Origin of the sequence: Mesorhizobium australicum (assembly GCF_900177325.1) — a bacterium.
GTDB lineage: Bacteria > Pseudomonadota > Alphaproteobacteria > Rhizobiales > Rhizobiaceae > Mesorhizobium_A > Mesorhizobium_A australicum_A.
Genome location: NZ_FXBL01000004.1, coordinates 4,392,499 through 4,418,775, shown reverse-complemented (window position 1 = coordinate 4,418,775; position 26,277 = coordinate 4,392,499). Strand labels below are relative to the sequence as shown.

The 26,277-nt window shown below is 64.9% G+C and carries 22 protein-coding genes; 7 read left to right on the top strand and 15 right to left on the bottom strand.

What is annotated here, in order from left to right; translation table 11 throughout:
- Positions 1 to 4 precede the first annotated feature (4 nt).
- Genes B9Z03_RS24205 through B9Z03_RS24190 form a run of 4 tightly spaced genes read right to left on the bottom strand, consistent with a single transcriptional unit; the run spans position 5 to position 4,576 of the window.
- A complete protein-coding gene (locus B9Z03_RS24205; protein WP_085466565.1) occupies positions 5 to 1,645 on the bottom strand; it encodes an ABC transporter ATP-binding protein in 1,641 nt (546 codons plus the stop codon).
- Positions 1,642 to 2,460 carry an ABC transporter permease gene (locus B9Z03_RS24200; protein ID WP_085466564.1) on the bottom strand — a complete coding sequence of 273 codons (819 nt, stop codon included), beginning with the start codon at positions 2,458 to 2,460 and terminating at the stop codon, positions 1,642 to 1,644. The genes B9Z03_RS24205 and B9Z03_RS24200 overlap by 4 nt, the downstream gene beginning before the upstream one ends.
- Complete coding sequence (locus B9Z03_RS24195) at positions 2,457 to 3,401, bottom strand: ABC transporter permease (RefSeq protein WP_085466563.1); 945 nt, start codon at positions 3,399 to 3,401, stop codon at positions 2,457 to 2,459. Before B9Z03_RS24195 ends, B9Z03_RS24200 begins: the two co-directional genes overlap by 4 nt.
- A gap of 2 nt (positions 3,402 to 3,403) precedes the next feature.
- A complete protein-coding gene (locus tag B9Z03_RS24190) occupies positions 3,404 to 4,576 on the bottom strand; it encodes a C45 family autoproteolytic acyltransferase/hydolase (RefSeq protein WP_085466562.1) in 1,173 nt (390 codons plus the stop codon).
- A gap of 207 nt (positions 4,577 to 4,783) precedes the next feature.
- Here B9Z03_RS24190 and B9Z03_RS24185 point away from each other — a divergent pair, with 207 nt between their 5' ends.
- Complete coding sequence (locus B9Z03_RS24185) at positions 4,784 to 5,695, top strand: GntR family transcriptional regulator (RefSeq protein ID WP_085466561.1); 912 nt, start codon at positions 4,784 to 4,786, stop codon at positions 5,693 to 5,695.
- Here the strand turns inward: B9Z03_RS24185 and B9Z03_RS24180 are convergent.
- Both B9Z03_RS24180 and B9Z03_RS24175 read right to left on the bottom strand, forming a co-directional pair.
- Positions 5,675 to 6,643: a nucleoside hydrolase gene (locus B9Z03_RS24180; RefSeq protein ID WP_176247608.1), complete on the bottom strand. Its 969-nt coding sequence runs from the start codon at positions 6,641 to 6,643 to the stop codon at positions 5,675 to 5,677. The two genes, B9Z03_RS24185 and B9Z03_RS24180, sit on opposite strands and share 21 nt — an antisense overlap.
- 21 nt (positions 6,644 to 6,664) lie before the next feature.
- The gene (locus B9Z03_RS24175; RefSeq protein ID WP_085466559.1) at positions 6,665 to 7,669 is read right to left on the bottom strand and encodes a LacI family DNA-binding transcriptional regulator; all 1,005 of its coding nucleotides are present in this window, start codon (positions 7,667 to 7,669) and stop codon (positions 6,665 to 6,667) included.
- A gap of 161 nt (positions 7,670 to 7,830) precedes the next feature.
- Between B9Z03_RS24175 and B9Z03_RS24170 the strand changes: the two genes are divergently transcribed.
- From B9Z03_RS24170 to B9Z03_RS24155, 4 genes are all read left to right on the top strand, one after another.
- Entirely contained in the window at positions 7,831 to 9,087 is a 1,257-nt protein-coding gene (locus tag B9Z03_RS24170) for a sugar ABC transporter substrate-binding protein (protein ID WP_176247606.1), read from the top strand.
- Between the two features lie 180 nt (positions 9,088 to 9,267).
- Positions 9,268 to 10,134, top strand: a complete 867-nt coding sequence (locus tag B9Z03_RS24165; protein ID WP_085466557.1) for a carbohydrate ABC transporter permease — start codon at positions 9,268 to 9,270, stop codon at positions 10,132 to 10,134.
- Positions 10,134 to 10,976, top strand: a complete 843-nt coding sequence (locus B9Z03_RS24160) for a carbohydrate ABC transporter permease (RefSeq protein ID WP_085466556.1) — start codon at positions 10,134 to 10,136, stop codon at positions 10,974 to 10,976. Before B9Z03_RS24165 ends, B9Z03_RS24160 begins: the two co-directional genes overlap by 1 nt.
- 27 nt (positions 10,977 to 11,003) lie before the next feature.
- Positions 11,004 to 12,062 (top strand): ABC transporter ATP-binding protein, encoded by a 1,059-nt coding sequence (locus B9Z03_RS24155; RefSeq protein WP_085466555.1) that lies wholly within the window; start codon positions 11,004 to 11,006, stop codon positions 12,060 to 12,062.
- Positions 12,063 to 12,121: 59 nt separating this feature from the next.
- On the opposite strand, the gene B9Z03_RS24150 is transcribed toward B9Z03_RS24155, so the two are convergent.
- The 3 genes from B9Z03_RS24150 to B9Z03_RS24140 are packed head-to-tail and all read right to left on the bottom strand — an operon-like array spanning position 12,122 to position 15,961.
- Positions 12,122 to 13,288 (bottom strand): M20 family metallopeptidase, encoded by a 1,167-nt coding sequence (locus B9Z03_RS24150; RefSeq protein WP_085466554.1) that lies wholly within the window; start codon positions 13,286 to 13,288, stop codon positions 12,122 to 12,124.
- A 16-nt stretch (positions 13,289 to 13,304) separates the two neighbouring features.
- Entirely contained in the window at positions 13,305 to 14,492 is a 1,188-nt protein-coding gene (locus B9Z03_RS24145; protein WP_280174849.1) for an MFS transporter, read from the bottom strand.
- Positions 14,489 to 15,961 carry a DUF308 domain-containing protein gene (locus tag B9Z03_RS24140; protein ID WP_244561833.1) on the bottom strand — a complete coding sequence of 491 codons (1,473 nt, stop codon included), beginning with the start codon at positions 15,959 to 15,961 and terminating at the stop codon, positions 14,489 to 14,491. The genes B9Z03_RS24145 and B9Z03_RS24140 overlap by 4 nt, the downstream gene beginning before the upstream one ends.
- Positions 15,962 to 16,378: 417 nt before the next feature.
- Between B9Z03_RS24140 and B9Z03_RS24130 the strand changes: the two genes are divergently transcribed.
- On the top strand, positions 16,379 to 16,849 hold the full coding sequence (locus tag B9Z03_RS24130) for an ATP-binding protein (RefSeq protein ID WP_085466550.1): 471 nt from the start codon (positions 16,379 to 16,381) through the stop codon (positions 16,847 to 16,849).
- Positions 16,850 to 16,864: 15 nt separating this feature from the next.
- Entirely contained in the window at positions 16,865 to 17,167 is a 303-nt protein-coding gene (locus B9Z03_RS24125; RefSeq protein ID WP_085467852.1) for an STAS domain-containing protein, read from the top strand.
- A gap of 90 nt (positions 17,168 to 17,257) precedes the next feature.
- Here B9Z03_RS24125 and B9Z03_RS24120 read toward each other — a convergent pair whose 3' ends face one another.
- From B9Z03_RS24120 to B9Z03_RS24095, 6 genes are read right to left on the bottom strand one after another with little or no spacing between them, the layout of a single operon-like run.
- The gene (locus B9Z03_RS24120) at positions 17,258 to 18,760 is read right to left on the bottom strand and encodes an aldehyde dehydrogenase family protein (protein WP_085466549.1); all 1,503 of its coding nucleotides are present in this window, start codon (positions 18,758 to 18,760) and stop codon (positions 17,258 to 17,260) included.
- On the bottom strand, positions 18,757 to 19,248 hold the full coding sequence (locus B9Z03_RS24115; protein WP_085466548.1) for a (2Fe-2S)-binding protein: 492 nt from the start codon (positions 19,246 to 19,248) through the stop codon (positions 18,757 to 18,759). The genes B9Z03_RS24120 and B9Z03_RS24115 overlap by 4 nt, the downstream gene beginning before the upstream one ends.
- A complete protein-coding gene (locus tag B9Z03_RS24110; protein WP_244561832.1) occupies positions 19,245 to 22,406 on the bottom strand; it encodes a molybdopterin cofactor-binding domain-containing protein in 3,162 nt (1,053 codons plus the stop codon). Before B9Z03_RS24110 ends, B9Z03_RS24115 begins: the two co-directional genes overlap by 4 nt.
- Positions 22,403 to 23,269: an aromatic ring-hydroxylating oxygenase subunit alpha gene (locus tag B9Z03_RS24105; protein WP_085466547.1), complete on the bottom strand. Its 867-nt coding sequence runs from the start codon at positions 23,267 to 23,269 to the stop codon at positions 22,403 to 22,405. Before B9Z03_RS24105 ends, B9Z03_RS24110 begins: the two co-directional genes overlap by 4 nt.
- A 16-nt stretch (positions 23,270 to 23,285) precedes the next feature.
- Positions 23,286 to 24,668: an amidohydrolase family protein gene (locus tag B9Z03_RS24100; RefSeq protein ID WP_085466546.1), complete on the bottom strand. Its 1,383-nt coding sequence runs from the start codon at positions 24,666 to 24,668 to the stop codon at positions 23,286 to 23,288.
- Between the two features lie 43 nt (positions 24,669 to 24,711).
- Positions 24,712 to 26,277 (bottom strand): GMC family oxidoreductase, encoded by a 1,566-nt coding sequence (locus B9Z03_RS24095; RefSeq protein WP_085466545.1) that lies wholly within the window; start codon positions 26,275 to 26,277, stop codon positions 24,712 to 24,714.

The window sequence follows — 26,277 nt, the reverse complement described above, 5'->3', positions numbered from 1 at the left end:
TTCCTCAGTTGGCGGGGCCGGCTTCGGATTCGTTACGCCAGCGCAGGCGCAACCCGCCGTTCCCAGTGGGATCGAGCACGGGAATGGCGCTCAGCAGGCGCCGCGTGTAAGCATGGCTCGGATGGTCGAGCACGTCGTCGCGGGCGCCTTCCTCAACGATCTCTCCCTGATGCATGACGATGACGCGGTCGGCGATCTGTTCGACGACGGCGAGGTCATGCGTGATGAAGAGGCAGGCGAAGCCAAGTCGTGACTGGAGCTGCGCAAGCAGCGCCAGAATTTGTGCTCTCACCGTTACGTCCAGTGCTGACACTGCCTCGTCGGCAATGATGAAGGAGGGGCGTCGGATCAGGGCGCGCGCAATCGCGATACGTTGCCTCTGGCCTCCCGACAATTCATGGGGGAAACGATCGGCGAGGCCGATGTCCAGCGAGACCTGCTCGAGCACTTCGGCAAGTCGGGCGCGGTATTGCGAGCGCGGCACGTCCGGAACCGCGTGCAGTCCTTCGGTGATCAGCGCTCCGACCTTCATGCGCGGATCAAGCGAGGAGAACGGGTCCTGGAAAACCATCTGGCATTCGCGCCGGAAGGACGTCATGTCGTGCCGCGGCGGCTGGCCGTTGAACAGCACGGTTCCGCTGAACTCGCTGTTGAGCCCAGCAACGACGCGCGCCACCGTAGTCTTGCCCGAACCGGAACCGCCGACCACCGCCAGCACCTCTCCGGGACGGATATCGAAACTGACGCCTTTCACCGCGGCCTTGCGGCCGCTGCGCCCGAAGATGCCCGTCCGCGTCGAGAAATTCACGCGCAGGTCGCGCACGGAAATGACGGGATCGGCGACGGCGATGTCGCGCGCCGCGCCGCGGACCGGGAGCGAGGCGAGAAGTTTGCGGGTGTATGGATGTTTCGGCGCTGCCAGCAGATCGACCGTCGCGCCCTGCTCGACGATGTTGCCCTTTTCCATCACCACGACGCGGCTGCAGTAGCGTGCGACCATCGGCAGGTCGTGGCTGATGAGCATGATGGCCGTTCCGCTCTCGCGCGCCAGCGTGGCAAGCAGGTCCATCACCTCGCGCTGCGTGACGGCATCCAGCGCCGTCGTCGGCTCGTCGGCGATAAGCAGCGCCGGCTTCAGCAGCATGACCGATGCGATCATGATGCGCTGGCGCATGCCGCCGGAGAACTGGTGCGGAAATGCCGTCAGCGCAGATGCGCCGTCGGTGATTCCGACCCGTTCGAGCATTGACAGGATCTTTTCCCTGCGCTCGGCCTTTGTGCCGCCCCCATGGAGCTCGAGCCCCTCATCCATCTGGCGGCCGATGGTCAGCGTCGGGTTGAGCGAGGTCATTGGCTCCTGGAAAACCATGCCGATCTGCCCGCCGCGAAGCTGGCGCATCCTCTCGGGCGGCAGGGTGGAGAGGGTCTGGCCGCGAAAGCGGATTTCGCCACCATGCATGATGATGGTCGGTGGACAGAGCCCCAATACGGCGCGTCCGAGCATGGTCTTGCCCGAGCCGCTTTCGCCGACGATGCCGATCACTTCCCCCGGCGCGATACCGAGGCTCGCGTCCCTGACCGCGATGACGGACCTGTTTGGCGTCCCGAGGGTCAGCCCCTCGATCTCAAGAAGCGGCATCGTCATCCCCGCCTCCTCATGCGTGGATCGAGCCTGTCACGCAGGGCATCGCCGAGCAGGTTGATGCCCAGAAGGGCGAGCGAGATGGCAAGGCCTGGGAAGATGCCGAGCCAGACGGCTTGCTCCAGATAGGAGCGGCTGCCCGCCAGCATGTTGCCCCATGTCGGCGCGGGCGGCGCGACACCCAGCCCGAGGAAGCTCAGCGAGCTCTCCGCCAGAAGCACCCAGCCGCACATTGAGGTCGCCAGCACTGTGATCGGCGCAAGGCAATTCGGCAGGATGTGGCGGCGCATCGTGAACAGGAACGAATTGCCCATGATCTGCGAGGCCTCTACGAACTCCCGTTCGCGCAGGCTCAGAACGGTACCGCGCACGACGCGGACGACGGACGACATGTAGACGAGCGCCAAGGCGAGGATGATGCCGTTCTTGTTCGCCCCCAGCACGGCCAGAAGGCCGAGCGCGAACAGGATGCCAGGAAACGCAAGCAGCGCATCGTTGGCTGCCATGATCAGTCGGTCGGTCCAACCGCGCGCGAAGCCTGAAAGCGCGCCGATGATGGTCCCGGCTGCGACTGCCAGACACACCGTCGTCAGGCTGATCTGCACGCTGGTCGACGCGCCGCTCATCAGCCGGCTGGCGACGTCGCGGCCGAATTCGTCGGTTCCCATCCAGTGCGCGCCGCTCGGAGCGGCGAGCCGGGCAGTGAAGTCCATCGCCAGCGGATCGTAGGGCGTCCAGACCAGCCCGAGCACGGCGACGACGAAGACTGCGCCCGCGAGCGCGCCACCGACCAGCAGGTTGAGAGGGGGAAGCTTCATTGTGCCGTCACCCTCGGATCGAAAAGCGGATACATCAGATCGATCAGCAGGTTCACCAGCACGTAGATGGCCGCGATGAACAGCAGACAGCCCTGGATGACCGGATAGTCGCGGGCGAAGATCGCCTCCACCAGCAACCGCCCGAGGCCCGGAATAGTGAACACGGTCTCGATCACCGCGACACCGGCCAGGAGGTTGCCCATGATGAGCCCGAGCAGCGTCCAGGTGGGGCCGAACGATGCGCGAAAGGCGTGCCGCCACATCACCGTGGATTCCGGCAGGCCCTTAGAGCGGGCGTGGGTGATGTAGTCGAGGTTCAGGACCTCCAGCGTGGAGGCGCGGGCCATGCGCAGGATGACGCCGGTCTCGTGCAGGAACAGGGTGACGATCGGCAGAACCAGATAGAGCGCGCCGGCACGAAAATCCTCGGCCAGCGTGACGTAGCCGACGATCGGCAGCCAGCCGAGATGCAGTCCGAAGAAAAGCAGCAGCAGCATGCCCAACCAGAATGTCGGCACCGACATCAGCAGCGTGGCGCAACTGACCAGTACCAGATCGGAGAGTTTGTTCTGCCGCCATGCCGCGAGCATGCCGAGTGGCACCGCGACGAACGTAGCAAGGACCACGGCGACGATCACAACCTGGGCGCTGATCTGGAAACGGGAGAGGATAGTGTCGAGAACCGGCCGTCCGTTGACGATCGAGTGGCCGAAATCTCCCTGAAGGATGTTGCCCGCCCAGAGGAAGAACTGCTCCGGCAGGTTGCGGTCGAGTCCCATGCGCTGACGCAGGGCCTCAAGCGCGCGGACATCTGCCGAGTCGCCAAGCATCAAGGCCGCGGGATCGCCAGGGATCAACCGAACGAGCACAAAGACAGCGACACCCACCAGGATCAACGTTGGCAACGCCATGAAGAACCGCCGGAGGATGAAGCTGCCCATCGTCACGCATCCAGCGAGAGGGAGGTGGCACGCGGCGCGCAACCCTCTGGAAGCGCCGCCGTGTCGTCAAGGGGATAGCTCAGGAAATCCCGGCTCAGCGAGGGCATGGGAGCCACTTCCATGACACCTGCGCCGGCATCGATGATCACCATGGCGACAGTGCTCGAAATACCGTTCGTCTCGCTCTTGCGCGGTGGCCGGCAGACCGAATAGGGCGTCAGGAAATCGTCAAACAATGCTGCCTTCATGTCGGCACCCGTCAATTTCCGCCCGCGCTCATCCATCAGCTTGCGGACGCGCCAGTCGCGGTAGAAGCTCTCCGGAACCCAGGCACGGCCGGTGTCGCGCAGTTTGGAAAGCGCGACCCGGCTGACCCAGTGATTGGCATGAACGAGAAGGCCATCCTCGGGATAGAGCGGGAACGCCTCGTCCGGCGCGCACTCGAAATCGATACCGAATCCAGCCGAAGTCGAGACCATGATGTTGTTGGAACAGGATTTAGGCGTCGTCGCTACGGCCTTCATTGCGAGGGCGAAGTGCTCCTGCTCGAGAACCTTGCGGCGGACGAGGCTGAGCGGAAGGCCGAGCTGAGTGTAGTCGCGGTCGCATTCGAGATAGTTGGCCGTGATCGCCACGCCGGCGGCGTTGAAACCGCTGCGCGCAAGACCGCCAGCTTCTACGAACGTCACGAAGTCCGGTCCATCGTCACGGCGCACGCGTAGGACGACGCCGGTCTCGGCGCATTCGGGCCGCCAATCCCAGTTCTGGCCATGGATCAGCCGTCCTGTTGCGCTGCGCTCCGGCATGACAAGCGCACAGGTGCAACCGTCATCTGGATCGCCCTCGGTCGGCTCTGGCTTGCCCAGTTCGGCCCTTGCAAGCGCGATGACCTCGGTGCGTGCATTGATCATGACGATGTCGGCCAGAGACACGTCTGCCCCTTCGGCGATACCTTCCATCTCTTCCAGATAGGCCGCGTCAAACTCGGCGATCTTCTGCGAATATTCCCGAATGAGGCTTTCGCGACGCTCGAGAGGCAGGCCGAGCGCTTCCAGCGTGCCCCCGTACAGCTGTGCGCTGAGACGGATCCTACCGGTCAGCAGAAGGCCGTATTGTCGACCCCGCTCGTGCGGCTCTCCGGTCAGGGTCGCAAAGGGAAAAGGCTGGACGTGCATTCTGTCTCCACGCCGTCGTAGGCTCGTCAGAATGTTCTTTCTATATACATAAGACATTTATTCAAGCTAATTTTGGGCGCTCTGCGTATTTTGAATTCCCAAGTTCTCACTCCGAAGGGGGGCCTCGCCGTCGCCGGCGACGTATTTTCGATGGACGAAGAACAGAACCGCGCAGTAATTTGCGTGTAGAAAAAACATGGACCTTGCATGGGCACCGCCATCACAGCAAACGGACAAACCTCAGGCCTGAGCAGCCTCCAGGCCGAGATCGCCCGCAAGATCATCATGATGATCGACGCGGGCCGGTGGGAGACCGGCGACAAGCTCTCCGATTCTGTGCTGGCCAGGGAACTCGGCGTGTCGCGCACGCCCGTGCGGCAGGTTCTTCAGTCCTTGGAACTGCGCGGGCTGGTTCGTGGGGCGGAGAATCGGGGCTTTGTCCTTGCTCGAGCGCTTGGTCCGGATGACGACCTGAAGGAAGTCATACCGGCCTCCGACCTTGAGACGCTCTACGATGCGATGATGTCCGCGCGTGCAAGTGGCGAGATCGGCGAGGAAGTCTCTGAGACCGAACTGGTCGAACGTTTCTCTGCGACGCGGGGAGCCGTGCGGCGAACGCTGATGCGCCTGTCTGCCGAAGGACTGGTGGACCGCCGCCGCGGGCATGGATGGCAGTTCGCCGAATGTCTCGTCACCGACCGCGCCGTCGACGAAAGCTACGAGTTTCGCCTGATCGTCGAATGCGGCGCATTGCTTGTTCCAAGCTACAGCCCCGACGCCGCACAACTGGCGTCGCTGAAGCGCGAGCAGACCGACATCGCGGGCCGAGCCATACGCGACATCGAGCGCGCCGACTGGTTCAGCGCCAACGCGAACTTCCACGAAACCATCGTCTCCTGGTCAGGAAACCGCTTTCTGGTGCAGGCCGTGCGACGGCAGAACAGCCTGCGGCGCATGACGGAGTTCAGCGACTTCTCGCATCTGAGCGAAAGGCGCCTGCGCGAGGCCTGCGCCGACCACCTCGCCATCATCGAGGAAATCGAGCGGGGCGACTTCAATTTCGCCTCGGCTTTGCTCGGGCGACACATCCGACGAGCATCACGCGACGACGTGGACTGAACGCTCCGGCCACTCCATGATCGTTTCGACGATGTGATCCACCAAGGCGCGTCCCTCAACCGCGACCGCGACGCGGCAGTTGGCGTTTGCCTGGCCTCTGATGTTCTCCAGTCTTGCCTTGGTGAGGTTGCGGAAATCGCAGACTGTCATTCCGCGAGTGAGACCGTGGCTTGTTTCGATCTCGACGGGGCATTCACGGTAGGTGATGAGGTCCGGCACGATGAAAGGCACCAGCGCGCATGGATCATGCATCGATGCGGTGCTGAGCCCGTGGATTTTCTGCAGGCTTTCGCGAAAGAAGCGGAACAGTCCGCCGAAGGTCCTGGCGACGGTGCTCCCACTCTCCAGCTTCTCGATGTCCTGCAGGTCTATTCCCACCTGGCGCGTGACGTTGAGGCCGACCATCCACATCGGCACGCCGGCGCGGTAGACGATATCGGCCGCCTCGGGATCGCTCCAGATGTTGAACTCTGCGACAGGCGTTGTATTGCCGATCTGCGTGGTGCCGCCCATGACGCTGATGCCGCGGAGCCAGTGCTTCAGCCGCGGTTCCTTGCGAAGCGCCAGGGCGACATTGGTAAAAGGCCCGATCGGGCAGAGCACCAACTCCTCCCGGTGCCTGCTGGCCATCTCGATGATGAAGTCGACGGCGTGGATGTCCTCCGCCTCTCCTTCAGGCGGCGGCAGTTCGGCCCCGTCGATGCCCGTCTTTCCGTGCACGTCGCCGCCATGGGAAAACACGTGGTTGAGAGGCTGCTCGCACCCGCGCGCCACCGGCACGTCCAAGCCTAGCAGCGCTTTCAGTGACAGGGCGTTGTTGGTCGTTTTTTCGACCGACTGGTTCCCGTAGACCGTCGATATGCCGACGAGTTCCAGATGCCGCGCCGCGTAGAGAATGGCGGTCGCGTCATCGTGACCGGGATCGCAGTCGATCAGTACCTTGCTCATCATGTCTTCCTGAAGTCGGGTCTAGGAATTGCGGGGTCGGGTCGATGCGCGTTCGACGAGGAATGGCTCGATCGTGAGGCGCACCGGCTGGCGCACCGAATCGCCGGCCAGCGCGAGGGCGATGTCCACCGTGCGGGTGGTCATGTCCTCCAGGTTCTGGTCCACCGAGGTCAGGTTGTAGACAGGCCGGGAGGCCAGCGCCGAATTGTCGTAGCCGACGATCATCGGCATGCCGTCCATCCCCACTGTCGGACGCGCGGCATCCATCAGCGCGAACGCAAGCGTGTCGTTCGCGCAAAACACGGCGTCGGGTTTTGCACGCAATATTTCGTGCGCCTTCTCCCGGGCCGCGTCATAGGCGTAGGGGCTTGCCACCGTTATGTCGACGCTTCGCCCATGCTCCCGCAGCCGCTGCGAAAATCCCTGTTCGCGCTCGCGGCTGATCGTCGTGTTGTCTTCGCCGCCAAAGAAGGCGAAGCGTTCGCCCCCCCGCGAAATGAGATGATCCGCAACCATCGCGCCCGCCGCAAAACTGTCGCCGCCGATCGCGCTGACCGGCTCGCCGCCGTCGTGACGGTTCATGAGGACGAGCGGCTTGGAGCCGGCAAGACAGGCGTTGATGATATGCTGTGTGAACGGTGCAGCCAGGGCGATCACGGCGTCGACCTGATAGCTCATCAAGCGCTCGATCGCCTTTTCGGCGCCCTCGGCGGTATTGCCCGCGAAGACCAACGGTGCGAGCCGCTTGGCCCCCATTTTCTCGATCAGAAGCTGCAGCGCATGGGCATGATAGGGATTGTTGAGGTCGGTGACGACGACGCCCACAATGCCGGTGCTCTGGTTCTTGAGGCTGCGGGCAATCAGATTCGGCTGATACCCAAGCTCGGCTGCGGCGGCCAGAACGCGCTCGCGCGTGGTATTCGAAATCCGTGGGTCTCCGGCAAGCGCGCGCGACACGGTCGAGCGCGAAATCTGGGCGAGCTCGGCAACCTCGAACGACCGAACCTTCCTGCCATCTCTCTCCAAACCCGTACCTCCAGGCCATCCTCAATCACTTGGGGATTGATGGAGCCGAACTTAGGTCTTGACTAGCCGCGATAGTTACTATGCACTATTCACACGTGTGCACAACCCAAAACGGGCGGCACCGATGGGAACGAAACGGAAATCTCACAATGGGGTTTGCTATGAATATCGGAAGACGCCAGTTCATGGCGGGGGTGGCCAGCACGGCACTGTTCGGTTCGATGGGGCGCGCTTCGGCGCAGTCGACGACGCTTTCTGTTCCGTGGATGGGATGGCCGGAAGAACAGGTCACGCCCTTGATGGCGGCCTTCGAGAAGGAGACCGGTATCAAGATCGCCGCCGAGCGGCTTCCGATCGCCGAGCTTTTCAAGACGCTGGAAGTCAGGCTTCAGGCACGCAACGAGCTTCCCGACGTCTATCTGGTCGATGGCCCGCTGACGGCGTCCTACGCGGCTAGGGGACATCTTCTCGATCTCGGCGAGATGTTGGCGAATGATCTCGATCGCTTCGTTCCGACGACCCTCGTTCAGGGCAGTTACGCCGACAAGCTTTATGCGATGCCGCTCGGCACCTCGTCGCAGATCATGTTCTATAACAAGAGGCTCTTCGCCGAGGCCGGATTGCCTGAGCCGTCCGCGGATCCGGAGAAGCGCATGACCTGGGAAGAGCTTCTGCCGATTGCCCAGAAGCTCACCAAGCCGGAAGCCGGGCAGTTCGGTTTCTCCTTCGAGAACTGCAACCCGTACCAGCTGCTCTGCGTGCCGCAGAGCCGGGGCGCCGAGGTCATCGGGCCGGACCGGTTGACTGCGGACGGATACGTCAATGGCGATGCGATGGTCGACGCCATGACCTGGTATCAGGAGCTTTACCAGACCCATAACGTCGGTCCCGCGGGAGCCTTCCAGACCGGTGTTACCCAGGAGATGTTCGGCTCGGGCAAGCTGGCGATGATCATCGGCGGCACCTGGAACCTGGTCGGGTTCAAGAAATTCGAGAATCTCGATTTCGGCATCGCGCCGCATCCCTACTTCGCCAAGGGCAAGCCGGTCACGCCGACGGGCAGCTGGCACGTGGGCATCAACCCGCGCACCGCGCATATGGAGCAGGCGCAGGCTTTCGTGCGCTGGCTGTCCACCCGTGACGCGATGAACCTGTGGTTCGACCTGCGCCAGTATCCGCCGGCTCTCAAGCAGATCTGGGAGGAACGCGCCGGTTCCAACTTCGTCGACCCCGCCTGGGAAATCGTTCGCTACGAGCTTGCGAACACCGCGACACCGCGCCCGGCTACGCCTGGTTATCGCGAATACGAGGACTTCCTGAAGTCGGCGATGCAGGACATCAACACCGGAGCCGATGTTCGCGAGGCGCTGAACCGTGCGGCGCAGAACATCGATCGCGAGATGCGAAAATACCGCTGACCGATCATCCGTTCAGGTCATATTTCCTGAGCGGCTGTTCCGGGCGGCGGATAGCGGCCTAGCTTGCCGCGCCACGACAGTTCCAGAGGCGCGGCATGATTGGCGGTTTCACGTCGGGCCTTGGTGGCCGGGCGGGATACGACAGTTGCTTCGCCCTATTCTCGTTGCGAGTGAGCGCGCATGATTTCGTCCCGGTGGACGCCCTACCTTTTTCTTGCTCCGGCTCTCGCCGGATTGCTGATCTTCCGCCTGACGCCGATCGGGGTGGCCCTTGGCGGCAGCCTCACCGGCGTGTCGCTGATGGGAGACCTGCGCTATGTGGGGCTGGAAAACTTCGAGTATCTGCTGACGGATCCGGAATTCTGGTCGTCGCTGCAGATCACGCTGCTTTTCAACATCATCATCAATCCGCTCCAGTTGGCTGTCGCCTTTGCGCTGGCTCTCCTGGTGTTCCGGCCTCTCCCCGGCCTGTGGCTCTACAGGACGCTGCTCGTGCTGCCGATGGCGGTCTCGACAGGCATCAGCGCCGTGCTGTTCGGCCTGTTCCTCGACGGCAATCTGGGGCCGATGAACGGCTTCCTGGAGTGGATTGGCATCGGTGCGCAGCCATTCCACAGAAGCCAGGAGCAGGCGCTCTACACCTTGATCGGCATCGCTACGTGGAAGGGAGCCGGTTACTGGATGCTCTTCCTTCTGGCGGGGCTGTACTCCATCCCGTCCACGGTGCATGAGGCCGCGACGATCGACGGCGCGTCCGGTTGGCAGCGCTTTCGCTATGTGACGCTGCCGCTGATGCGCAAGCCGATGGCCTTCGTGCTCGTCGCCGACACGGCGATCAACTTCCTGTTCTTCGCTCCGGTCTACATCCTGACTTCCGGCGGGCCGAGCGGCTCGACCTCTGTGCTGATGTTCCAGGCCTATCGCGCGGCGTTCACCTTCTCCGACATCGGCCGGTCCCTCGCGATATCGACCATACTCCTCGGCATCATATTGCTGATCGTCGTTCTCGAATTCCGCTTGATGCGCTCACCAGAGGAGCGGACCTGATGGATAGTCAGTTTCAGAGCCCCCACGCAGTCATGCTCCGCTACGGGCTGCTCTCCATACTCGCCTTCATCGTCGTGTTCCCGCTGCTGTGGCTTGCCCTGGCCTCGTTGCGTCCGCAGAGCGAGATCTTCCAACCGGTCTCGGAGTTCGGCTGGAGCACGTTCATTCCGTCGCGCTTCACGCTCGACAATTACCGTGCGCTCCTCAACGGCGACTTTCCGCTCGCCGTGAAGAACTCGACCTTCGTGGCGCTGACCACCGTGTTTTTCGGCGTCGTGGTCAACGCCCTTGCCGGCTTCGCGTTCGCGGTGTTCGGTTTTCGCGGCAAGAACCTGTTGTTCCTGCTGGTGATTGTATCCTTCATGATGCCGTTCGAGGCGATCGTCCTGCCTCTTTATGTGATGATCCGGGCCTTTGGATGGGCGAACACCTACCAGGCGCTGATCGTGCCGGAGATTGCCAACGGCATGGTCATCTTCCTGTTCCGGCAGTTCTTTGCCTCGATCCCGCGTGATTTCTACGAGGCGGCGAGAGTGGACGGGGCGTCGTGGCTTTATATCTTCACCCGCATCGCCATGCCGCTCTCCTGGCCGACGATCGCGACATCGAGCCTGATGTTGTTCCTCTCGCAGTGGGACTCGTTCTTCTGGCCGGTGGTTGCGGCCAGCAACTCCGAATATGCCGTCGTGCAGGTCGCGATCGCTCGCAACATCAACTTCGAGCAGAACGATTGGGGCGGACTATTCGCCTCCACCAACCTCGCTATCCTGCTCGGAACCATACCCTTCCTGCTGATCCAGCGGTTCTACGTGCGCACGTTGATTTCCGGCGGAATCAAGTGACTTCCCGAAAGTTGTAGGGATCAATCCATGTCCTCCATGAAGATCGAGAACCTCCGCAAGACGTTCGGCCAGGCCGAGATCCTGCGCGGGATCAGCCTTGACGTGCGTGACGGCGAATTCGTCGCCTTGGTGGGTCCTTCCGGTTGCGGCAAGTCGACATTGCTGAGGCTGATCGCAGGGCTCGAAGCGTCGACCTCCGGCAGGATCGTCATCGGCGATCGCGACGTGACACGCCTCCAGCCGAAGGAGCGCGACGTGGCGATGGTGTTCCAGAACTACGCGCTTTATCCGCACCTCACGGTCCGCGCCAATATGGGCTTCTCGCTGAAGCTGCGTGGGGAGTGGAAGGAATTCATCGATGGCAAGGTCGATGAGGCCGCCGCTGTCCTTGGGCTAGAAGATCTGCTCGACCGCTATCCCGGTCAGCTCTCGGGCGGCCAGCGGCAACGCGTCGCAACCGGCCGCGCCATCGTGCGCGATCCGAAGCTGTTTCTCTTCGACGAGCCGCTGTCGAACCTGGACGCGAAGCTGCGCGTGCAGATGCGCACCGAAATCAAGGCGCTGCATCAGCGTCTCGGCAGCACGATGATCTACGTCACGCACGACCAGATCGAGGCGATGACGCTCGCGGATCGCATCGTCGTCATGCAGGCCGGGAAAATAGAGCAGGAGGGTGCGCCGCTCGATCTCTATGACCAACCCGCCAACGCCTTCGTCGGCGGCTTCCTCGGATCGCCCGCCATGAACTTCATCAAGGGAACGGTGCGCGAAGGGGCGGTGGTGAGCGCGGACGGCACCAGGCTCCCGCTTGCAGCAGGCATCGGCGCGCAGGAAGGCCGCGAAGTGCTGTGGGGCGCGCGTCCTGAATCGATCCTGCCGCGGGACGGTGGGTTTGAAGGTGTCGTGGAGGTGGTGGAACCGACCGGTCCCGACACGCAGCTTCTCGTGCGCGTCGCGGGGCAGCCGCTGGTCGTGCTGTTGCGAACGCGCACCAGGGTGAGCCCCGGCGACAGGATCAACCTGGGAATATCGGAAACTGACATCCACCTGTTCGACGCCGGGGAAGGACTACGCATCGTTCCTTGAGAGGCGATCGGGAACGAGCGACCGGAATCCGCGGTCGGCTGCGGAAGCTCGGCCTATGCTTACGATCCGTGGCGTCGCGTCAGCGGCACGCGCCCGTTGGCGATAGCAGAGATCAGCCTTTCGATGAGTTCCGACCGGGCGGCGAGCGTGTCCGTCTCAAGATGTTCGCCGAGTGTGTGAGGACCCTTGCCCGCGACGCCTATCCCGTCCAGGGTCGGGATGCCGAGGGCGCCGGTGAAATTGCCGTCGCTGCCGCCGCCCGACACGCGCCCGGTCAGCGTCAGCCCAAGGTCGGACGCGATGTCCTGAGCCGCTGAAAACAGCCGCATCGTACCCTCGCCGGGCAGGAACAGAGGGCGGACCGGTCCAGGCTGGACGTCGAGTCGCACGCCTGGCGAAGGACTTTGCAGCTCGGACATGATCCTGCGGACATAAGCGAGGTTCTCTTCCGTATCGGCGACGGCGAGGACTTCCGCCGAGCAGGATAGCGGCACGACGTTGACGAATTCGCCGCCGTGGATGATGCCGACATTGAATGAGACGAGGCGTTTCATGTCAGTCAGGCCTTCGATCTGCTCGACCAGCCTTGCCATCGCCCGGATGGCGCTGTGGCCCGAGGCGTTGTCGGCGCCGGCATGGGCGGGGGCTCCATGCGTCGTGAGCCTGAAGCGCGCGAAGGCAAAACGCCCGATCACCGCATGACCTTCACGGGATGGCTCCGGAACGAGGACGCAGTCATGCGCCCTTGCTTCCGCTTCGATCAGCTCACGGCTGTAGGGGCTGCCGATTTCCTCGTCCGTGTTCAGCAGGACCGTGATCGGAACGGCAGGCATGGTGCCTGCCTGCCGCATCCGGCGCAGGGCATCGAGCGCCAGGTAGTTTCCGCCTTTCATGTCCATGACTCCTGGGCCGTAAAGGCGATTGCCGTCGATGTGCACGGGCATGGGACCGTCGATGCTGCCGACAGGATGGACGGTGTCGAGGTGGCCCACGATGAGAATCCGTGGCCGATCGTTGCCGGAGACACGTGCGTTGAAGCGTGCGATCAGCGGACGGGCGCAGCCGGGGCCGAGATCAGGGCGGCTGCACTCCGCGCCGATGGCTGCATAGTCGTCTGCAACCAGTCCGACGAGGCGCTCGACATGTTCGGGACGATTCGACGGGCTTTCCAGCAGCGCCCAGCGTCGAATGCCTTCGACAAGGCGTCGAGTAATGTCGTCGCTCACATCATGCTCCGTCGTCTCAACGTCGAACCGGCCCGGCGTGTTTTCGTCTTTCACCCCGCCGATGCAGCAGCACGAAGCCTGCGAAGGCAGCACAGGCGGTGGCGGCGAAAAAGGCGAGGCCGTGGCGTGATGTCTCCATGGCGAGGCCGGCCGCGAGCGGGCCAATCAGGGCGCCGAGGCCCCACATCAAGCCCATCGCGGCATAGATGCCGATCAGCTCCGTTCCCTTGAAGCGACTGCCGACCAGGGTGAGCATGATCGTGTAGATACCGACGAACGCACCGCCCCAGACGAACAGCAGGGCATAGGTCGCGAGCGGGCTCTTTAGAGCTATGGGCCAAACCAGCGCTCCGAGTGCCGCCACGGTCGCAAGGGCGAGGACGAGCTTTGTCCGATCCATCTTGTCGCCCAGCCAGCCGATCGGTAGCTGCAGCAATATCGCGCCGATCATCATGCACGACATCAGCCTGCTCGCATCGCCTTCCGGCCAGCCGAGGTTGATGGCGTAGATGGCGAGAAAGGACAGGCCCGCCGTCTCTATCGCGGCATTCAGCACGGTCGCGGCGATCGCGACGGGCGCCAGGCGCATGAAGCGCACCGGATTGCCGCCGGCCGGACCGTCGAACGCGGGCGCCGTCACTTTCGGTAGGGCGATGAAGGTCGCTGCCACCAGGGTGATCGCAGCGCCCACCAGATAGGGCGCGTAGCCGGAAAAGCCGACCGCGGTCAGGATCAGTGGCCCGAGCGCGAAGCCGATCGAGAGCGCCGCCGTATAGGCCGCCATCGTCCGCGCGCGAGTCTCCTCGGTGCTCAGGCTGTTGGTCCAGGCTTCGGACAGGACGAAGAGAATCTCCGAGGCCATGCCCAGCGCGAGCCGAAGCACGAACCAGAGCCAGATCACGGGGATCGCCGGAAAGGCGGCGAGCACGGCGGCCGCGGTGACCAGCGCGAGGATCGCCAGACGCCGTATGCCGATCAAGGCCACGATCCGCGGCAGGATCATCGCCGTCACCAACACGCCGACTGCGTGCATGGCGGCGTTGGCGCCGATCAGCGTTTCGCTCAGACCGTGCGCGGACAGGTCGAGCGCGATCAGCGCGGCGCTCAGGCTGTAGGTCAGGCCAAACATGGCCGCCATGGCGATTACCGCCGCGCGGGAGAAGTTGTTCGAGGCGCGCGCCTCAGGTGCGAGAAGGGTGCTCACGTGGTGTGCGCCTTGCTGCTCGAGGCTTGGTGCGGGCGGATACGGCGAAGGAAGCGCAACAGGCGCTGCCCCCATGCGAGTTCGCGCCGATCGACGATCCGCGCCATGGTGCGCGCATAGTCAAGCACCATGCCCGGCGTCCAGGTCATGGAAGCCGCCCGGTGGCGGATCATGGCGGCGAGCCAGAGGTCAGGATTAATCAGTAGGCGGACGAGGCGCAGCCACGGATTGCGGCTTTCCAGCGCGCCTTCCAGCGCCGCGTCGAGCGCCGCGGCGACGACGACCGAGCAGTTCCGGTTGGTCAGGTTGTAGGTGCTGTCCTGCCGGTAGCCGATCCAGAAAGCCCGCAGCCGGCGCGGATTGAAGTTGCGTAACTCCACATGGGCATCGGCCGGGCACCACCAGTCCCGCTCGTATGCGTAGGAAGGCAGGAACCGGCCCGGCAGGTCGTTGTCGGCGGTGCCGCGCAGCGACTGGATGAAGTCGCGGCCGGAGCGCTCCACCTCATTGGCCGGATAGTGGCTGATATAGACGTCCGGCAGCATCTCCAGCGCCGAATGGCCGGTGGAGATCACGCCGTTACCGTCCACCGCCGCGATGTAGCGGTCGACCAGAAGCCGTCGTTCCGGCTCGTAGGCCGAACCGACCGGCGTCCAGACATGGACCACCATCGGGTTTTCGACCGTCACGACCTCGCCCGTGTCGATCAGCACCGGCGCATTGTCGTACCAGCCGCGTCCGCCGAATATGGGCAGCAGCAGGATCGCCGCCTCGCTCTCCAGCGTTCGGAACATCAGCGACACGCGCACCAGAAGCCAGCCCGTCAGCGCCATCAGCAGGCTGATGCAGAAGGGAATGTCGCGGTTGTCGGGCAGCGGCCAGTCGGTGAGTATGAGGACGGCCACCAGCAGCTCGGCGATGCCGATCGCGACGGTCATTCGCCAGCCTGAAAAGCGCACCAGATTGGCGGTGGTGATGCGCCCCGCTCCGTCGAGAGCGAATGTGAGGCTGAACAGCACGACCAGCGCGATGTCCGTCCTGAACGGGAATCCCAGGATCAGCCCGCCAAGCACAATGAGCCCAGCAGCCTTCGCCAGGGTAAGGTTGCGCAGCCGACTTTCCGCGCCGCCGCCCAGCACCCCCAGGAGGGCGAGCACGCCGTTGACCACGAACACCCCGCCCATCGTCTCCTGCGTGACCGCGGTCACACCATCCACGGCGTCGATGGCGAGCAATGCCGCCAGCGCCATGATGAGGCCGCCGAGAATGGCCAGCACGTACCAGCGCGCGCGAAACGCCTCGGGGCCGACAAGCAGGAAGGCCAGTTTGAGCATCGCTCCGTTTGACGACTCCGCGGGCGCATCGTGGATTGCCGCCGCGCGAGAATGCGCATGACTCACTGCCTGCCCTTGGCCGGAAAGTACAACAGCAATTCCATGCCGGTAAACCCCGTCACGCGTGCCGGTCACAGCCCTAGGCGCGACCTCCGACCGGGCCTATGTCTTCTGCAGCGCGAGGTTGCTTTCGGCCAACTCTTCCTCCACCGCTTCGCCCCTGCTCGACCGTGGTTTTGTACCGCAGTTTCAGGTCGTCGTGTTCGGCGGAGAGCAGTTCGATCTCCGCCAGCGCCTCGATCAGCTCATCAACCGTCGTGCGACCGGTCTCCGTGGCGGCGGACGAGGGAGTGGCCGCCGTGCTTGATGGTTCGTTCACCATGAAGCGTGATAATCGTTTGCCTGTCGTGCAAGCTAGGTGCCGATGGGATTGCTGGCGTCGACTCCATCGGCGGGCTTTTCATATCGTTGTGTCACCGGGCAGCGAAGTACACCCGGTCACGGAACGGACCTGGTGCTGGCGGACCATAAGACACTGCGGAGTGCAACAGAATGGCATGCCGTGACAGCGGCTTCGAGGGAGAGACGGAGACGCTCAGCCTGGCCGTCCAGCTCGACGAAGTCGGGCGGGCGATCGCCTGGCTGGAAGCACTTTCCGAGCGCGACGGCTGGCCGGAGCGCACCCGTTTCGCCCTCCAGCTCAGCCTGGAAGAGGCGCTGACGAACGTGATCATGCACGGTTTTACCGAGGAGACGTCCTCGGCGCAGGTCCTTTCAGTAGACTGCGCCAGGCAGCCGGACATGATCCTGCTGCATGTCACAGACAACGGAACGCCGTTCGATCCGACGTCGCTCGAAGAAAAACCATTGCCTTTGTCCATCGAGAGCGCGGTCATTGGCGGGCACGGCATCCGTCTCATGCGGCGCATGCTGGACGAGTTTTCGTATCGCCGGATCGATGGCCTCAACCGCCTGTCGCTCGGCCGCCGTCTCGACCGCGAAGACCAGTCTCCGCCGGCATAGGTGAAGGACATCGTCATGAACATCAGCAAGGAAGAGTTTCCGGACCATATCCTCATGCAGGTGGTCGGCCGGCTCGACACGGTCCATGCCAAGAGCTTCGAGACCTACATTTCCGAGACGATCCGGGACTCGGCGACCGCCATCGTCATCGACATGTCCGGCGTGGACTATGTCGCGAGTTCCGGGTTGCGCTCGCTGCTGATAGCGGCCAAGCAGGTCAAGGCGGTCGGACGCGACCTGTCGCTGTCCGGTCTCCAGCCGAGCGTCCGGGAGGTTTTCGATATATCGGGGTTCTCGACGATCTTCAGGATCGCGTGACGGCGGCCCGGTCGATCGACCGGCGATCCCAAACGTCGGCCGGTCTGATCAGCGCGATGCGGGCCTGATCGACTTGCAACCTCACTGCCCTCAGATCAATGCGCAGATCGTCTTGGTCTCGAGATAGTTCTCCAGGCCTGGCGCGCCGTTTTCGTAGCCCCAGCCGGATTGCTTGTGCCCGCCCTTGGGCAACTCTGGCGAGAAGTAGGAATGGCAGTTGATCCACACCGTGCCGGCGCGGATGCGGGCGGCGGTGCGGTGCGCGGCGGATAGGTCGCGGGTCCAGACGCTGGACGCCAGGCCGTAGGGAGAATCGTTGGCATAGGCCAGCGCCTCGCCAACATCGTCGAAGGGCGTGACGGCGACCACGGGCCCGAAGATCTCCTCGCGCATCATGCGCATATTCGGACTTACGCCCGTCACCACCGTCGGCGCGTAGAAGGCATGCTCGCGAACGCCGCCCGCGACGACTTCGGCGCCCGCTTCCTGTCCTTCCGCGACATAGGCCGCGACCCGCTCCGCCTGCCGGTCGCTGATCAGCGGGCCGAGGTCCGTCTCGGCGTCGAGGCCATGGCCGAGCCGCAGCTTCGCAGCTTCGGCGGCCAGTCCTTCGATGAGCTCGTCGCAGATCGAGCGGTGCGCGTAGACACGGGAGCCAGCAACGCAGACCTGGCCTGCATTGGCGAAGATGCCGCGCGCGACGCCGGGTACGGCAAGGTCCATCTCGGCGTCCGGCAGGACGATAGCCGGAGACTTGCCGCCGAGCTCCAGCGTCAGCTTCTTCAGGTTTCCGGTGGCCGCGGTGACGATGAGCTTGCCGACCTCGGTCGAGCCGGTGAATGCGACCTTGTCGACGTCGCCGTGTGCGGCAAGCGCGGCTCCCACCGTCTCGCCGAGCCCGGTGAGGATGTTGACGACGCCCGCCGGCAGCCCCGCCTCGATCAGCAGTTCACCGAGCCGCAGCGCGGTCAGCGAAGTCTCCTCCGCGGGCTTCAGGACCACCGTGCAGCCGGCGGCAAGCGCCGGGGCGAGCTTCATGGCGGCCATCAGCAGCGGCGAGTTCCACGGTGTGATCGCCGCGACGACGCCGATCGGCTCGCGCGTGGTGTAGGCGAAGACCTTGCGCCCGGCGGGCTGGTGCGCGATCGAGGTGGGGATCGTCGTGCCGAGAATTTTGGTGGCGAAACCGGCGAAATAGCGGAACTGCTCGGCGGAGGCCGGGATTTCGCCGAAGCGGGCGGTTTTCAGCGACTTGCCCTGATCCAGCACCTCCAGTTCGGACAGTTCGTCGGCATGACGGTCGATCAGCTCGGCCACGCGCCACAAGAGCTTGCCGCGCGCCGACGGCGTCATGCCGCGCCAGGCATCGCTCTCGAAAGCCTTCCTTGCTGCGGCCACGGCATCGTCGACGTCCGAAGCGGTGCCGCTTGCGAGCTGCGCCAGCAGGTCGCCGGTTGCGGGATCAAACGTGTCCAGCAGGCCTGTGTCGGAGGCGTCGCGCCACTCGCCGGCGATCAGATGCTGCTTTCGCGGCCTCGACAGGAAGGCGTGCGCTTCCGCGCCGGGCTTGGGCGTGCGGACGAGGATCGTCATGGCCTGTCTCCGGTAGGGTTGCGCATCCTGCGCAGTGCCTCGGCGGCCGCGAGAGCGCCGCGAATGATGGAATGATAGCCGGTGCAGCGGCAGATGTTGCCTTCGAGCGCTGCGCGGATCTCGGCCTCGCCGGCCTGCGGGTCCGCACGCAGCAGCGCGGTGAGGGTCATCGAGAAGCCCGGGGCGCAATAGCCGCACTGGAAGGCGTTCTCCGCCGCAAGCTCGGCACGGACCGCGCGGGCCTCGGGCAACGCGTCGAGGCCCTCGGGCGTGACGATGTCGCGGCCGTCGAGCTGCCAGAGCATGAGCAGGCAGGAATTGGCCGGCTGGCCGTCGAGCAACACCATGCAGCTGCCGCAGCGGCCGATGCCGCAGGCCTTCTTGGCCGCGGTCAGGCCGAGATCGTCGCGCAGCAGGTCGATCAGCCGCCTTTCCGCGGGCGCCGAGACCTGCCTTGCTTCGCCGTTGAGCCGGAAAGCAACGGTCATGCCGCAGCTCCGACGACGTCCAGCAGCCGCTCCGGATTGAACGGGGTCGTCTCGGGCCAGAAACCGGTCGCGTCGGCCACGGCATTGGCGATCGCCGGCGTCACCGCGCCGATGCCGAGTTCGCCGGCGCCGCGCGGGCCGAATGGGTCGCCCTCATCGAGGTCCTCGAGCGCGAAGCTGGCGAGCGTTTGGGGCGCATCGGCTATGCCGGGAAGCATGTACGTGTCGAGATTGGTGGTGAGGAGGCGACCGTCCTGCATCAGCGCGTCCTCGCTCAGCGTGAAGCCGAGGCCCTGCACGCCGCCGCCCTCGATCTGGCCGAGATAGGCGGCGAGGTCGAGCATCGGCCCGGCGGCCGTATGCTGGTGCAGGTCGAGCACGCGCACCTGCCCGGTGATGCGGCTCACCGCCACGCGCGCCAGCGTCGCGCCGAAGGCGAAGATCAGCCGGGCATTGCCGTCAATGTAATCCGACTTGGGGAATTCGAAGGTGGTCTCGACGGAGGGCAGAGAACCTTCGGGCATCGACCGCGCGATCTCGGCGAAGGTGAGGAGAATCTCGCCGCTGTTCGAACCTCGCTCGGCCACGCCGCCCGGCACGATCGCAAGCGCCTCGGCTTCGCGGCCGAGCAGCCTGCCGGCGGCCTTGCAGATAGCAGCGCCAAAGGCGGGCGCGGTGCTCTCGGCCACCCTCCATGCGACATAGGTGCCGCGGCTCGCGGTCGTCGAACCGGAGTCCGGGGCGCGGCCGGTGTCACCGGTGACGGGACGGACGTCCTCGCGCCCGCAGCCGAGCGCCGTGGCGACCGCGCTCCTGACCGAGGTGAGCAGTCCCTGGCCCATCTCGTCCAGCCCGTAGAGCGCTTCGATAGCGCCATCGGGCGCCAGCCTCAATGCGCCGCCGCCGGGATCGGGCGGCAGCGTGCCCAGCCCGTTGCCCTGGTAGTTCATCGCCATCCCGGTGCCGATCAGCTCGGTGCCATCGTCCGACAGCCCGCGCTGCTGCCGCCATATCGGGTCCGCTTCGGCTGTCTGCAACATTTCGAGCAATCGTTCGGAGGGCGCGACGTGCTGGCCAAGATAACCGCGTGAGCCGGGCCGGCGCATATTGCGCCTGCGGATCTCGAAACGGTCGAGGCCACACATGCCCGCGAGCCGGTCCATCTGGCACTCGATCGCGTAGCTCATCTGGTTTGCGCCGAAGCCGCGAAACGCGCCGCAGACGCCATTGTTGGTGTAGGCGAGACGCCCCTCGGTCTGCACGTTCGGCACCAGATAGGGGCCGCAGGCGTGTTCCAGCGCCGTCTCCATCACGCCGGGACCGAGCGATGCATAAGCGCCCGCGTCGGCCAGGAGGTCCACTTCCTGCGCGACCAGCAGGCCGTCCCGGTCACAGGCAGTGCGCATGCGAATGCGCATCGGGTTGCGCTTGGTGCCAGCCAGAACCGACTCGGCGCGGTCGAGCTGGATGCGCACCGGCCGGCCGGTCTTCAGCGCCAGAAGGGCGAGCGCGGGTTGCACGGTCAGCTCGTCCTTGCCACCGAAGGCGCCGCCCGTCGGGCTGGTCACGACCCTGATCCTCTCCTCCGGCATTCCGAGAATGCGGGACAACTGCAGGCGGTCGCGGCTGCCGTGCTGGCCGCCGGCGCAGACCGTCAGCGTTCCGTCCTCTTCCACCCTCGCAAAGCCGCCTTCGGTTTCCATGAAGCCATGCATCTGGCGCGGCGTCACATAGGTCGCCTCCACGACGTGGGCAGCGCGCCGAAAAGCCTCGGCGGTGTCCCCGCGCCTGAACTCCAGCCGTCTTTGCAGATTGCCGGTCGAATGGATCGGCTCCGCACCGGCAAGCAGCGCGGACTGCGGATCGCAGACGGTTGGCAAGAGCTCGTAGCAGACGTCGATGAGGTCGAGTGCCCGCGCGGCCGTCTCCGCGTCCTTGGCCGCGACGGCGGCGACCGCGTCGCCTGCGTAGCGCACCTTATCGAAGCAGAACGCCGGCTGGTCCTGCACTACGATCCCGAACGCGTTCGATCCCGCGATATCGCTATGTGTGACAACCGCGGCGACGCCTGGCAGCGCCTCAGCCCTGGAGATGTCGATCGACAGGATGCGCGCGTGGGGAACGCCGGCTCGCAGGATGCGCGCCACCAGCATGCCCGGCTCGCGCGGGTCGGTCAGGTATTCGAGACGCCCGGCGATCTTCGGCGGCCCGTCCGGCCGAACGTGCCAGCGCGCACCTGCCGACTCGCGCGTAAGACGGATTTCGCCGGCGAGCGGTTCGGGCTGCGTTGCGACTGCCGCCGTTTTCACCCGCCCGCTGTGGGGGAGAGCGCCACCCAGGCCATGGACGAGTGCGTTTGCGGCCACGCGCCTGCGGTAACGCGCCGAGCGGAACGCGTCGTCCGGTGCGACGGTTTCCTGTACGATGGCGTCGTGGAGCCCGCTCCAATCGACACCGGCGAGCTCCGAACCCGTCAGTCTCGCCTCCGCTTGATGAAGTCGCGCCGGCTCGACCAAGCCGCTGCCGACCGCGAGGCGCGCGGATGCGATCCTACCGCCCGTGCAGCAGAGGCTTGCTGCAACACTGATCACCCCCGGAGTGAAGGCGGCGCGCAGGCCGATCTTGCGGTGCGTCCACAGGCTTCCGCTTGCGGGCAAGGGAACCACGATTGCCGTGACGATTTGGGGCTCGTGCGCCTGCCCCGACAGCCAGTCCGTGAGAGGAAGCGTCATTTCACCGGAGCCATCCGATACGATAACCTCTGCGTCGAGAGCCAGGAGCGCAGGCAGGAGGCAGCCGGCGCGGCCGGCGACATTGCCGCCGATGGTCGCGAGAGTGCGTACGCTCGGGCCGGCCGTCGAGCGGATGGCGGCGTGAAGCAGCGGCAGCGCCGATAAGATGGCGGCATCCCGCTCCAACGCGCCGAGCGTGGTCAGCGCGCCGATGCGGACTTTGCCCACCGCCATCGAGACGTCGCCAAGGCCGGCGATCCGGTCGAGCGCGACCAGCATGCGCGGCTGCGCGGCGCCCTTTGCCCAGTCGAGCTGCAGTGCGGTGCCGCTGGCGACGAGGCGCGCGCCGGGCTCGGTCGCCAGCTCCAGCGCTTCCGCGATCGTCGCGGGCCGCAATACGCGCATCCTGTGCGGCGCAGTGGTCATGCCGCTCCCATCGTCGTGCCAAAGCGGATGCCCTTTTCCTTCAGCCAGCGCCTGTAGGCGATCGAGGAGGAATCGGCCCGCGTGGGGATTTCCGCACGCGGCTCGAGCGGCAAAAGCAGCGGGCGCTGGTTTTCCACGATGATGCGGTCCTGCAGGAAGATCACCTGCTCGAAATTCAGCAGCGCCGTGTGCGTGGAAGTCTTGTCGACCAGATACATCACCGGCTGCGCCCGGCAGAGGCCTTCCTCCATCGGCTGGATGAAGAGCGCGATAGCGTCGAGCCTATCGGGCGCAGTCGGGCAAACCCGGTAGAGCATGACCACGAAGGGGCTCGGAACCCGGTAGGTCAGGTGGACGAAGTCGCCGCTCGACTCGGTGGCGGCGATGCGCGGCTGGAAGAAGGTGCAGTTGGTCGCCCACACCTCGTCCACGTCGCGGCGGATCTCGCTCAGGTACTGCGGCACTTCGGTGTGCGGCTCGGAGCCGAGAATGTCGGTGTGGACGAAGGGGAAATGCGCCATGTCGAGGAAATTCTCGACCACGCGCAGGCCCGATGCGCGCATCTTCACCCAACCGCAAGGTACGAAGCGGCGGTCGGTCTCTAGCGCCTCGGCAATGTCGAATATGTCCCGGTTGGGATGGCCGAGCGTCGTCCAGATGCAGCCATAGCGCTCCTGCGCGGGCAGCGCCGGCCCGCGCGCGCCGTCATCCAGGATCTCTCGCACGACCGGCCTGCCTTCCCCGTCGCGCCGAAGCTCGATGTCCTGGCCGAGCAGCCGCGTCGTCAGCGGCATGGTGGTCAGATCGGTGGAGGTCTCGACCGCGTACCAATCATCCAGCGCAGCCCTGTCCGTCGTTTTCATGATCGGGGTCTCCGTGTCACGATGTCTTCGTCCACTGCATAGTGCCTTCCGCATTCTGCGCCAGCCACGCGGCTCTGCGGGCGAAAAGGCCGGGCGCGACACGATGGATTTCGGCGATGATGTCCTTCAGGTCGGCGGTTTTTAACTGGCCGTCCTCGACCAGGATGTTCCCCTCCACCATGGTCAGCATCACGTCGCCCCCGCGCACCGCGTGGACGAGGTTGTGGTGCAGGTTGAAATACGGCCCGTCGGCGAAGAACGGCGTCATGCGCGGTGTGTCGGTGCGCACGGCGATGATGTCCGCGCGCTTGCCTGCCTCGATCGATCCGATCTCATGGTCCAGTCCGATCGCCTTCGCGCCGGTGATCGTCGCCATCCTCAGCACGTCCCAGCTGTCCATCGCGGCGGCGTCGAGATCCTTCAGTTTGCCGACAAGCGAGGCGACCTTCATCTCCTCGAACATGTCGAAATTGTTGTTCTCCTTCTCGCCGTCGGTGCCGATGCCGACGGGCACGCCCGCCGCGAGCATTTCGCCGACGCGCGCGATGCCGCTGGCGAGCTTCATGTTCGAGACGGGATTGTGCGCGACCGAGACGGGATATTTCGCGATCAGCTCGATCTCGGCGGAATCAAGCCAGACGCCGTGGGCGATCATGGTGCGCGGGCTCTCGAAGAAGCCCAGTTCCTCCAGCGCGAACATCGGGCGCTTGCCATAGCGTTTCTGGAACTCGGCCAGCTCGATTTCGGCCTCGCTGCAATGGGTGTGGAAGCCGGTGCCGTACTTCTTCGCCAGCTCGATGGCGCGCCGCTGGCCGGCCTCGTCGGCGTAGAACAGATGCTCCAGCCCAACCCAGACATTAACCCTGCCGTCCGCCTTGCGATGCCAGGTTTCGATCAGCGCCTCGTTCATGTCGAGTGTGTCGAAGTAATCGTAGTCCGGATGCTCCCCGACATAGGGAACGGCGACCAGCCGGTTGCCGACCGCCTCTGCTGCCTTGGCGCTACCGTCCATGAAACGCCACATGTCGACGACCGTCGTCGTGCCGCCCAGAACGGACTCGGCATAGCAAAGCCACGAGGCCGCCTCCGCCTCATGCGGCTCCAGCATGCGGTGCATCGGGTTGATGTGCAGCGTCAGCCAGTCCCAGACCGGCAGATGCTCGGCCGTGCCGCGCAGGAAGCCCGAATGGGCGTGCGCGTTGACCAGCCCCGGCATCAATACGGCATTGGCGATCTTCTTGACCGGTGTCCCAGGATTCGCCGCGCTCAGTTCTGCCAGCGTGCCGACCGCGGCGATGCGTCCGCCGTCTATCAAGACCGCCCCGTCCGCCAGCGTCGTGTTTGCCGTATCCATGGTCAGGAGAGCGTCGGCGGCGAGGATAAGTGCGCCATTCGTCATCGGCCATTCTCCTGCTTGCACATGCGTATTGGAAAGGCAATTGTCATACCAACCCCATCGCGAAATCCGCCGCGCGCTCGCCGATCATGGTCGTGGGCGCGTGGGTGTTACATGAGGGGATGATGGGCATAACCGAGGCGTCCGCGACCATCAGTCCTTCCAGGCCATGCACCTTCAGCCGGCTGTCGACCACGGCTTCGTCGTCCTCGCCCATGCGGCAGGTGCCGCTGAGGTGGAAGAAGGTCGAGCAGGCGTCGCGCAGGAAAGCCACGGTCTCACTGCGGGTCAGCCGGCGGTCGGGCGCAGCGAAGCCGCCGAAGAGATCGGCATTGGCATCCGCCGCGGCCATCTCGATTGTCATCTCGACCGCGGTGATCATCGCGTCGACGTCGTCGGGCTCGGCAAGGAAGTTGGGCTGGATCTCCAGCGAGCCGCCGGGCTTGGCCTCCAGAAGCCTGAGATAGCCGACACTTTTCGAGCGCATGAGGCCGGCGCCGAAGGAGAATACATCGCCCGACGTGTCGTAGCGTGCGCGTATGGCCGATTCCGCGCTGTTGCCCTGCACGGGAAACGCATGGATGTCGGCCTGCGGCAGGCCGGCACGAGACTTCCAGTTCACCATCGAGCCGCCGCCATTGCCGGTCACGGGTCCGAGCGGGTGTTTCGCCCGAAGGACGCAGGCCTGCGCCAGCGGATGGTCCTGCAGGTTCCGGCCGACGCCCGGCAGCGCATGCGCGACGGCTATATCCAGCCGCGCCAACTCTGTGGGATCGCCGATACCGGACAGCATCAGCAGCCGCGGCGTGTCGATCGCGCCGAGCGCGAGGATGATCTTCTGGTGCGCGCGGGTCTCGCGGACGGCTCCGTCGACGAGATGACGCACCGCGACGCTGCGACCGTTGTCGAGCACCAGTCCGACGGCGAGAGAGCCGGTCAGGATGGTCAGGTTCGGCCGGTCGAAGATGGGCTGAAGATAGCCGCGCGCAGAACTCCAGCGCCTGCCGCCAGATATGTTGAAGTTGGCGCGCGCAGCACCTTCGTTGTCGGGGCCGTTGGGATCGTCGATCACCGGGATGCCGAGCGAGGCGGCGCCGTCGATCAGCGCCTGGGCGACCGGATGGGTGTCGGGCGCACGTTCGATGCGCAGCGGGCCGCCCGCGCCGCGCCATTCGCTCGCTCCTCCTTCCCAATCTTCGCAGCGGCGGAAATAGGGCAGGCAGTCGGCGAAGCTCCACCCCTTGGCGCCGGCCTTTTCCCATGCGTCGTAATCGAGCGGATGGCCACGATACCACATCATCGCATTGGTAGAGGTAGAGCCGCCCAGCACCTTGCCGCGCGGGATGCCGATGGTGCGGCCATTGACGCGGGGCGTCGGCGCATAGTCGTAGCCCCAGTCATAAGCGCTGCGTCCGAGTGGAACCCATTTTGCCGGGTCGTCGATCTCATTGACGCCGATCCCCGGCGGGCCTGCCTCGATCAGCAGCACGTCCGCGCCGGCGTCGACCAGCCGCCGCGTCACCGCGCAACCGCCCGAGCCCGAGCCGATCACGACATAGTCGTAGCCGCCTTTCAGGGCGCGGACGGGGAGGGTGGGGGCTTCGGAGGACAT

Bases quoted from the DNA above. Each gene is read 5' to 3' on its own strand.
- B9Z03_RS24180 (WP_176247608.1), bottom strand. From the start codon at position 6,643: ATGAGCAAGGTACTGATCGACTGCGATCCCGGTCACGATGACGCGACC.
- B9Z03_RS24195 (WP_085466563.1), bottom strand. From the start codon at position 3,401: ATGGGCAGCTTCATCCTCCGGCGGTTCTTCATGGCGTTGCCAACGTTG.
- B9Z03_RS24205 (WP_085466565.1), bottom strand. From the start codon at position 1,645: ATGACGATGCCGCTTCTTGAGATCGAGGGGCTGACCCTCGGGACGCCA.
- B9Z03_RS24100 (WP_085466546.1), bottom strand. From the start codon at position 24,668: ATGACGAATGGCGCACTTATCCTCGCCGCCGACGCTCTCCTGACCATG.
- B9Z03_RS24185 (WP_085466561.1), top strand. From the start codon at position 4,784: ATGGGCACCGCCATCACAGCAAACGGACAAACCTCAGGCCTGAGCAGC.
- B9Z03_RS24105 (WP_085466547.1), bottom strand. From the start codon at position 23,269: ATGAAAACGACGGACAGGGCTGCGCTGGATGATTGGTACGCGGTCGAG.
- B9Z03_RS24115 (WP_085466548.1), bottom strand. From the start codon at position 19,248: ATGACCGTTGCTTTCCGGCTCAACGGCGAAGCAAGGCAGGTCTCGGCG.
- B9Z03_RS24160 (WP_085466556.1), top strand. From the start codon at position 10,134: ATGGATAGTCAGTTTCAGAGCCCCCACGCAGTCATGCTCCGCTACGGG.
- B9Z03_RS24130 (WP_085466550.1), top strand. From the start codon at position 16,379: ATGGCATGCCGTGACAGCGGCTTCGAGGGAGAGACGGAGACGCTCAGC.
- B9Z03_RS24110 (WP_244561832.1), bottom strand. From the start codon at position 22,406: ATGACCACTGCGCCGCACAGGATGCGCGTATTGCGGCCCGCGACGATC.
- B9Z03_RS24120 (WP_085466549.1), bottom strand. From the start codon at position 18,760: ATGACGATCCTCGTCCGCACGCCCAAGCCCGGCGCGGAAGCGCACGCC.
- B9Z03_RS24165 (WP_085466557.1), top strand. From the start codon at position 9,268: ATGATTTCGTCCCGGTGGACGCCCTACCTTTTTCTTGCTCCGGCTCTC.
- B9Z03_RS24125 (WP_085467852.1), top strand. From the start codon at position 16,865: ATGAACATCAGCAAGGAAGAGTTTCCGGACCATATCCTCATGCAGGTG.
- B9Z03_RS24095 (WP_085466545.1), bottom strand. From the start codon at position 26,277: ATGTCCTCCGAAGCCCCCACCCTCCCCGTCCGCGCCCTGAAAGGCGGC.
- B9Z03_RS24155 (WP_085466555.1), top strand. From the start codon at position 11,004: ATGTCCTCCATGAAGATCGAGAACCTCCGCAAGACGTTCGGCCAGGCC.
- B9Z03_RS24170 (WP_176247606.1), top strand. From the start codon at position 7,831: ATGAATATCGGAAGACGCCAGTTCATGGCGGGGGTGGCCAGCACGGCA.
- B9Z03_RS24200 (WP_085466564.1), bottom strand. From the start codon at position 2,460: ATGAAGCTTCCCCCTCTCAACCTGCTGGTCGGTGGCGCGCTCGCGGGC.
- B9Z03_RS24190 (WP_085466562.1), bottom strand. From the start codon at position 4,576: ATGCACGTCCAGCCTTTTCCCTTTGCGACCCTGACCGGAGAGCCGCAC.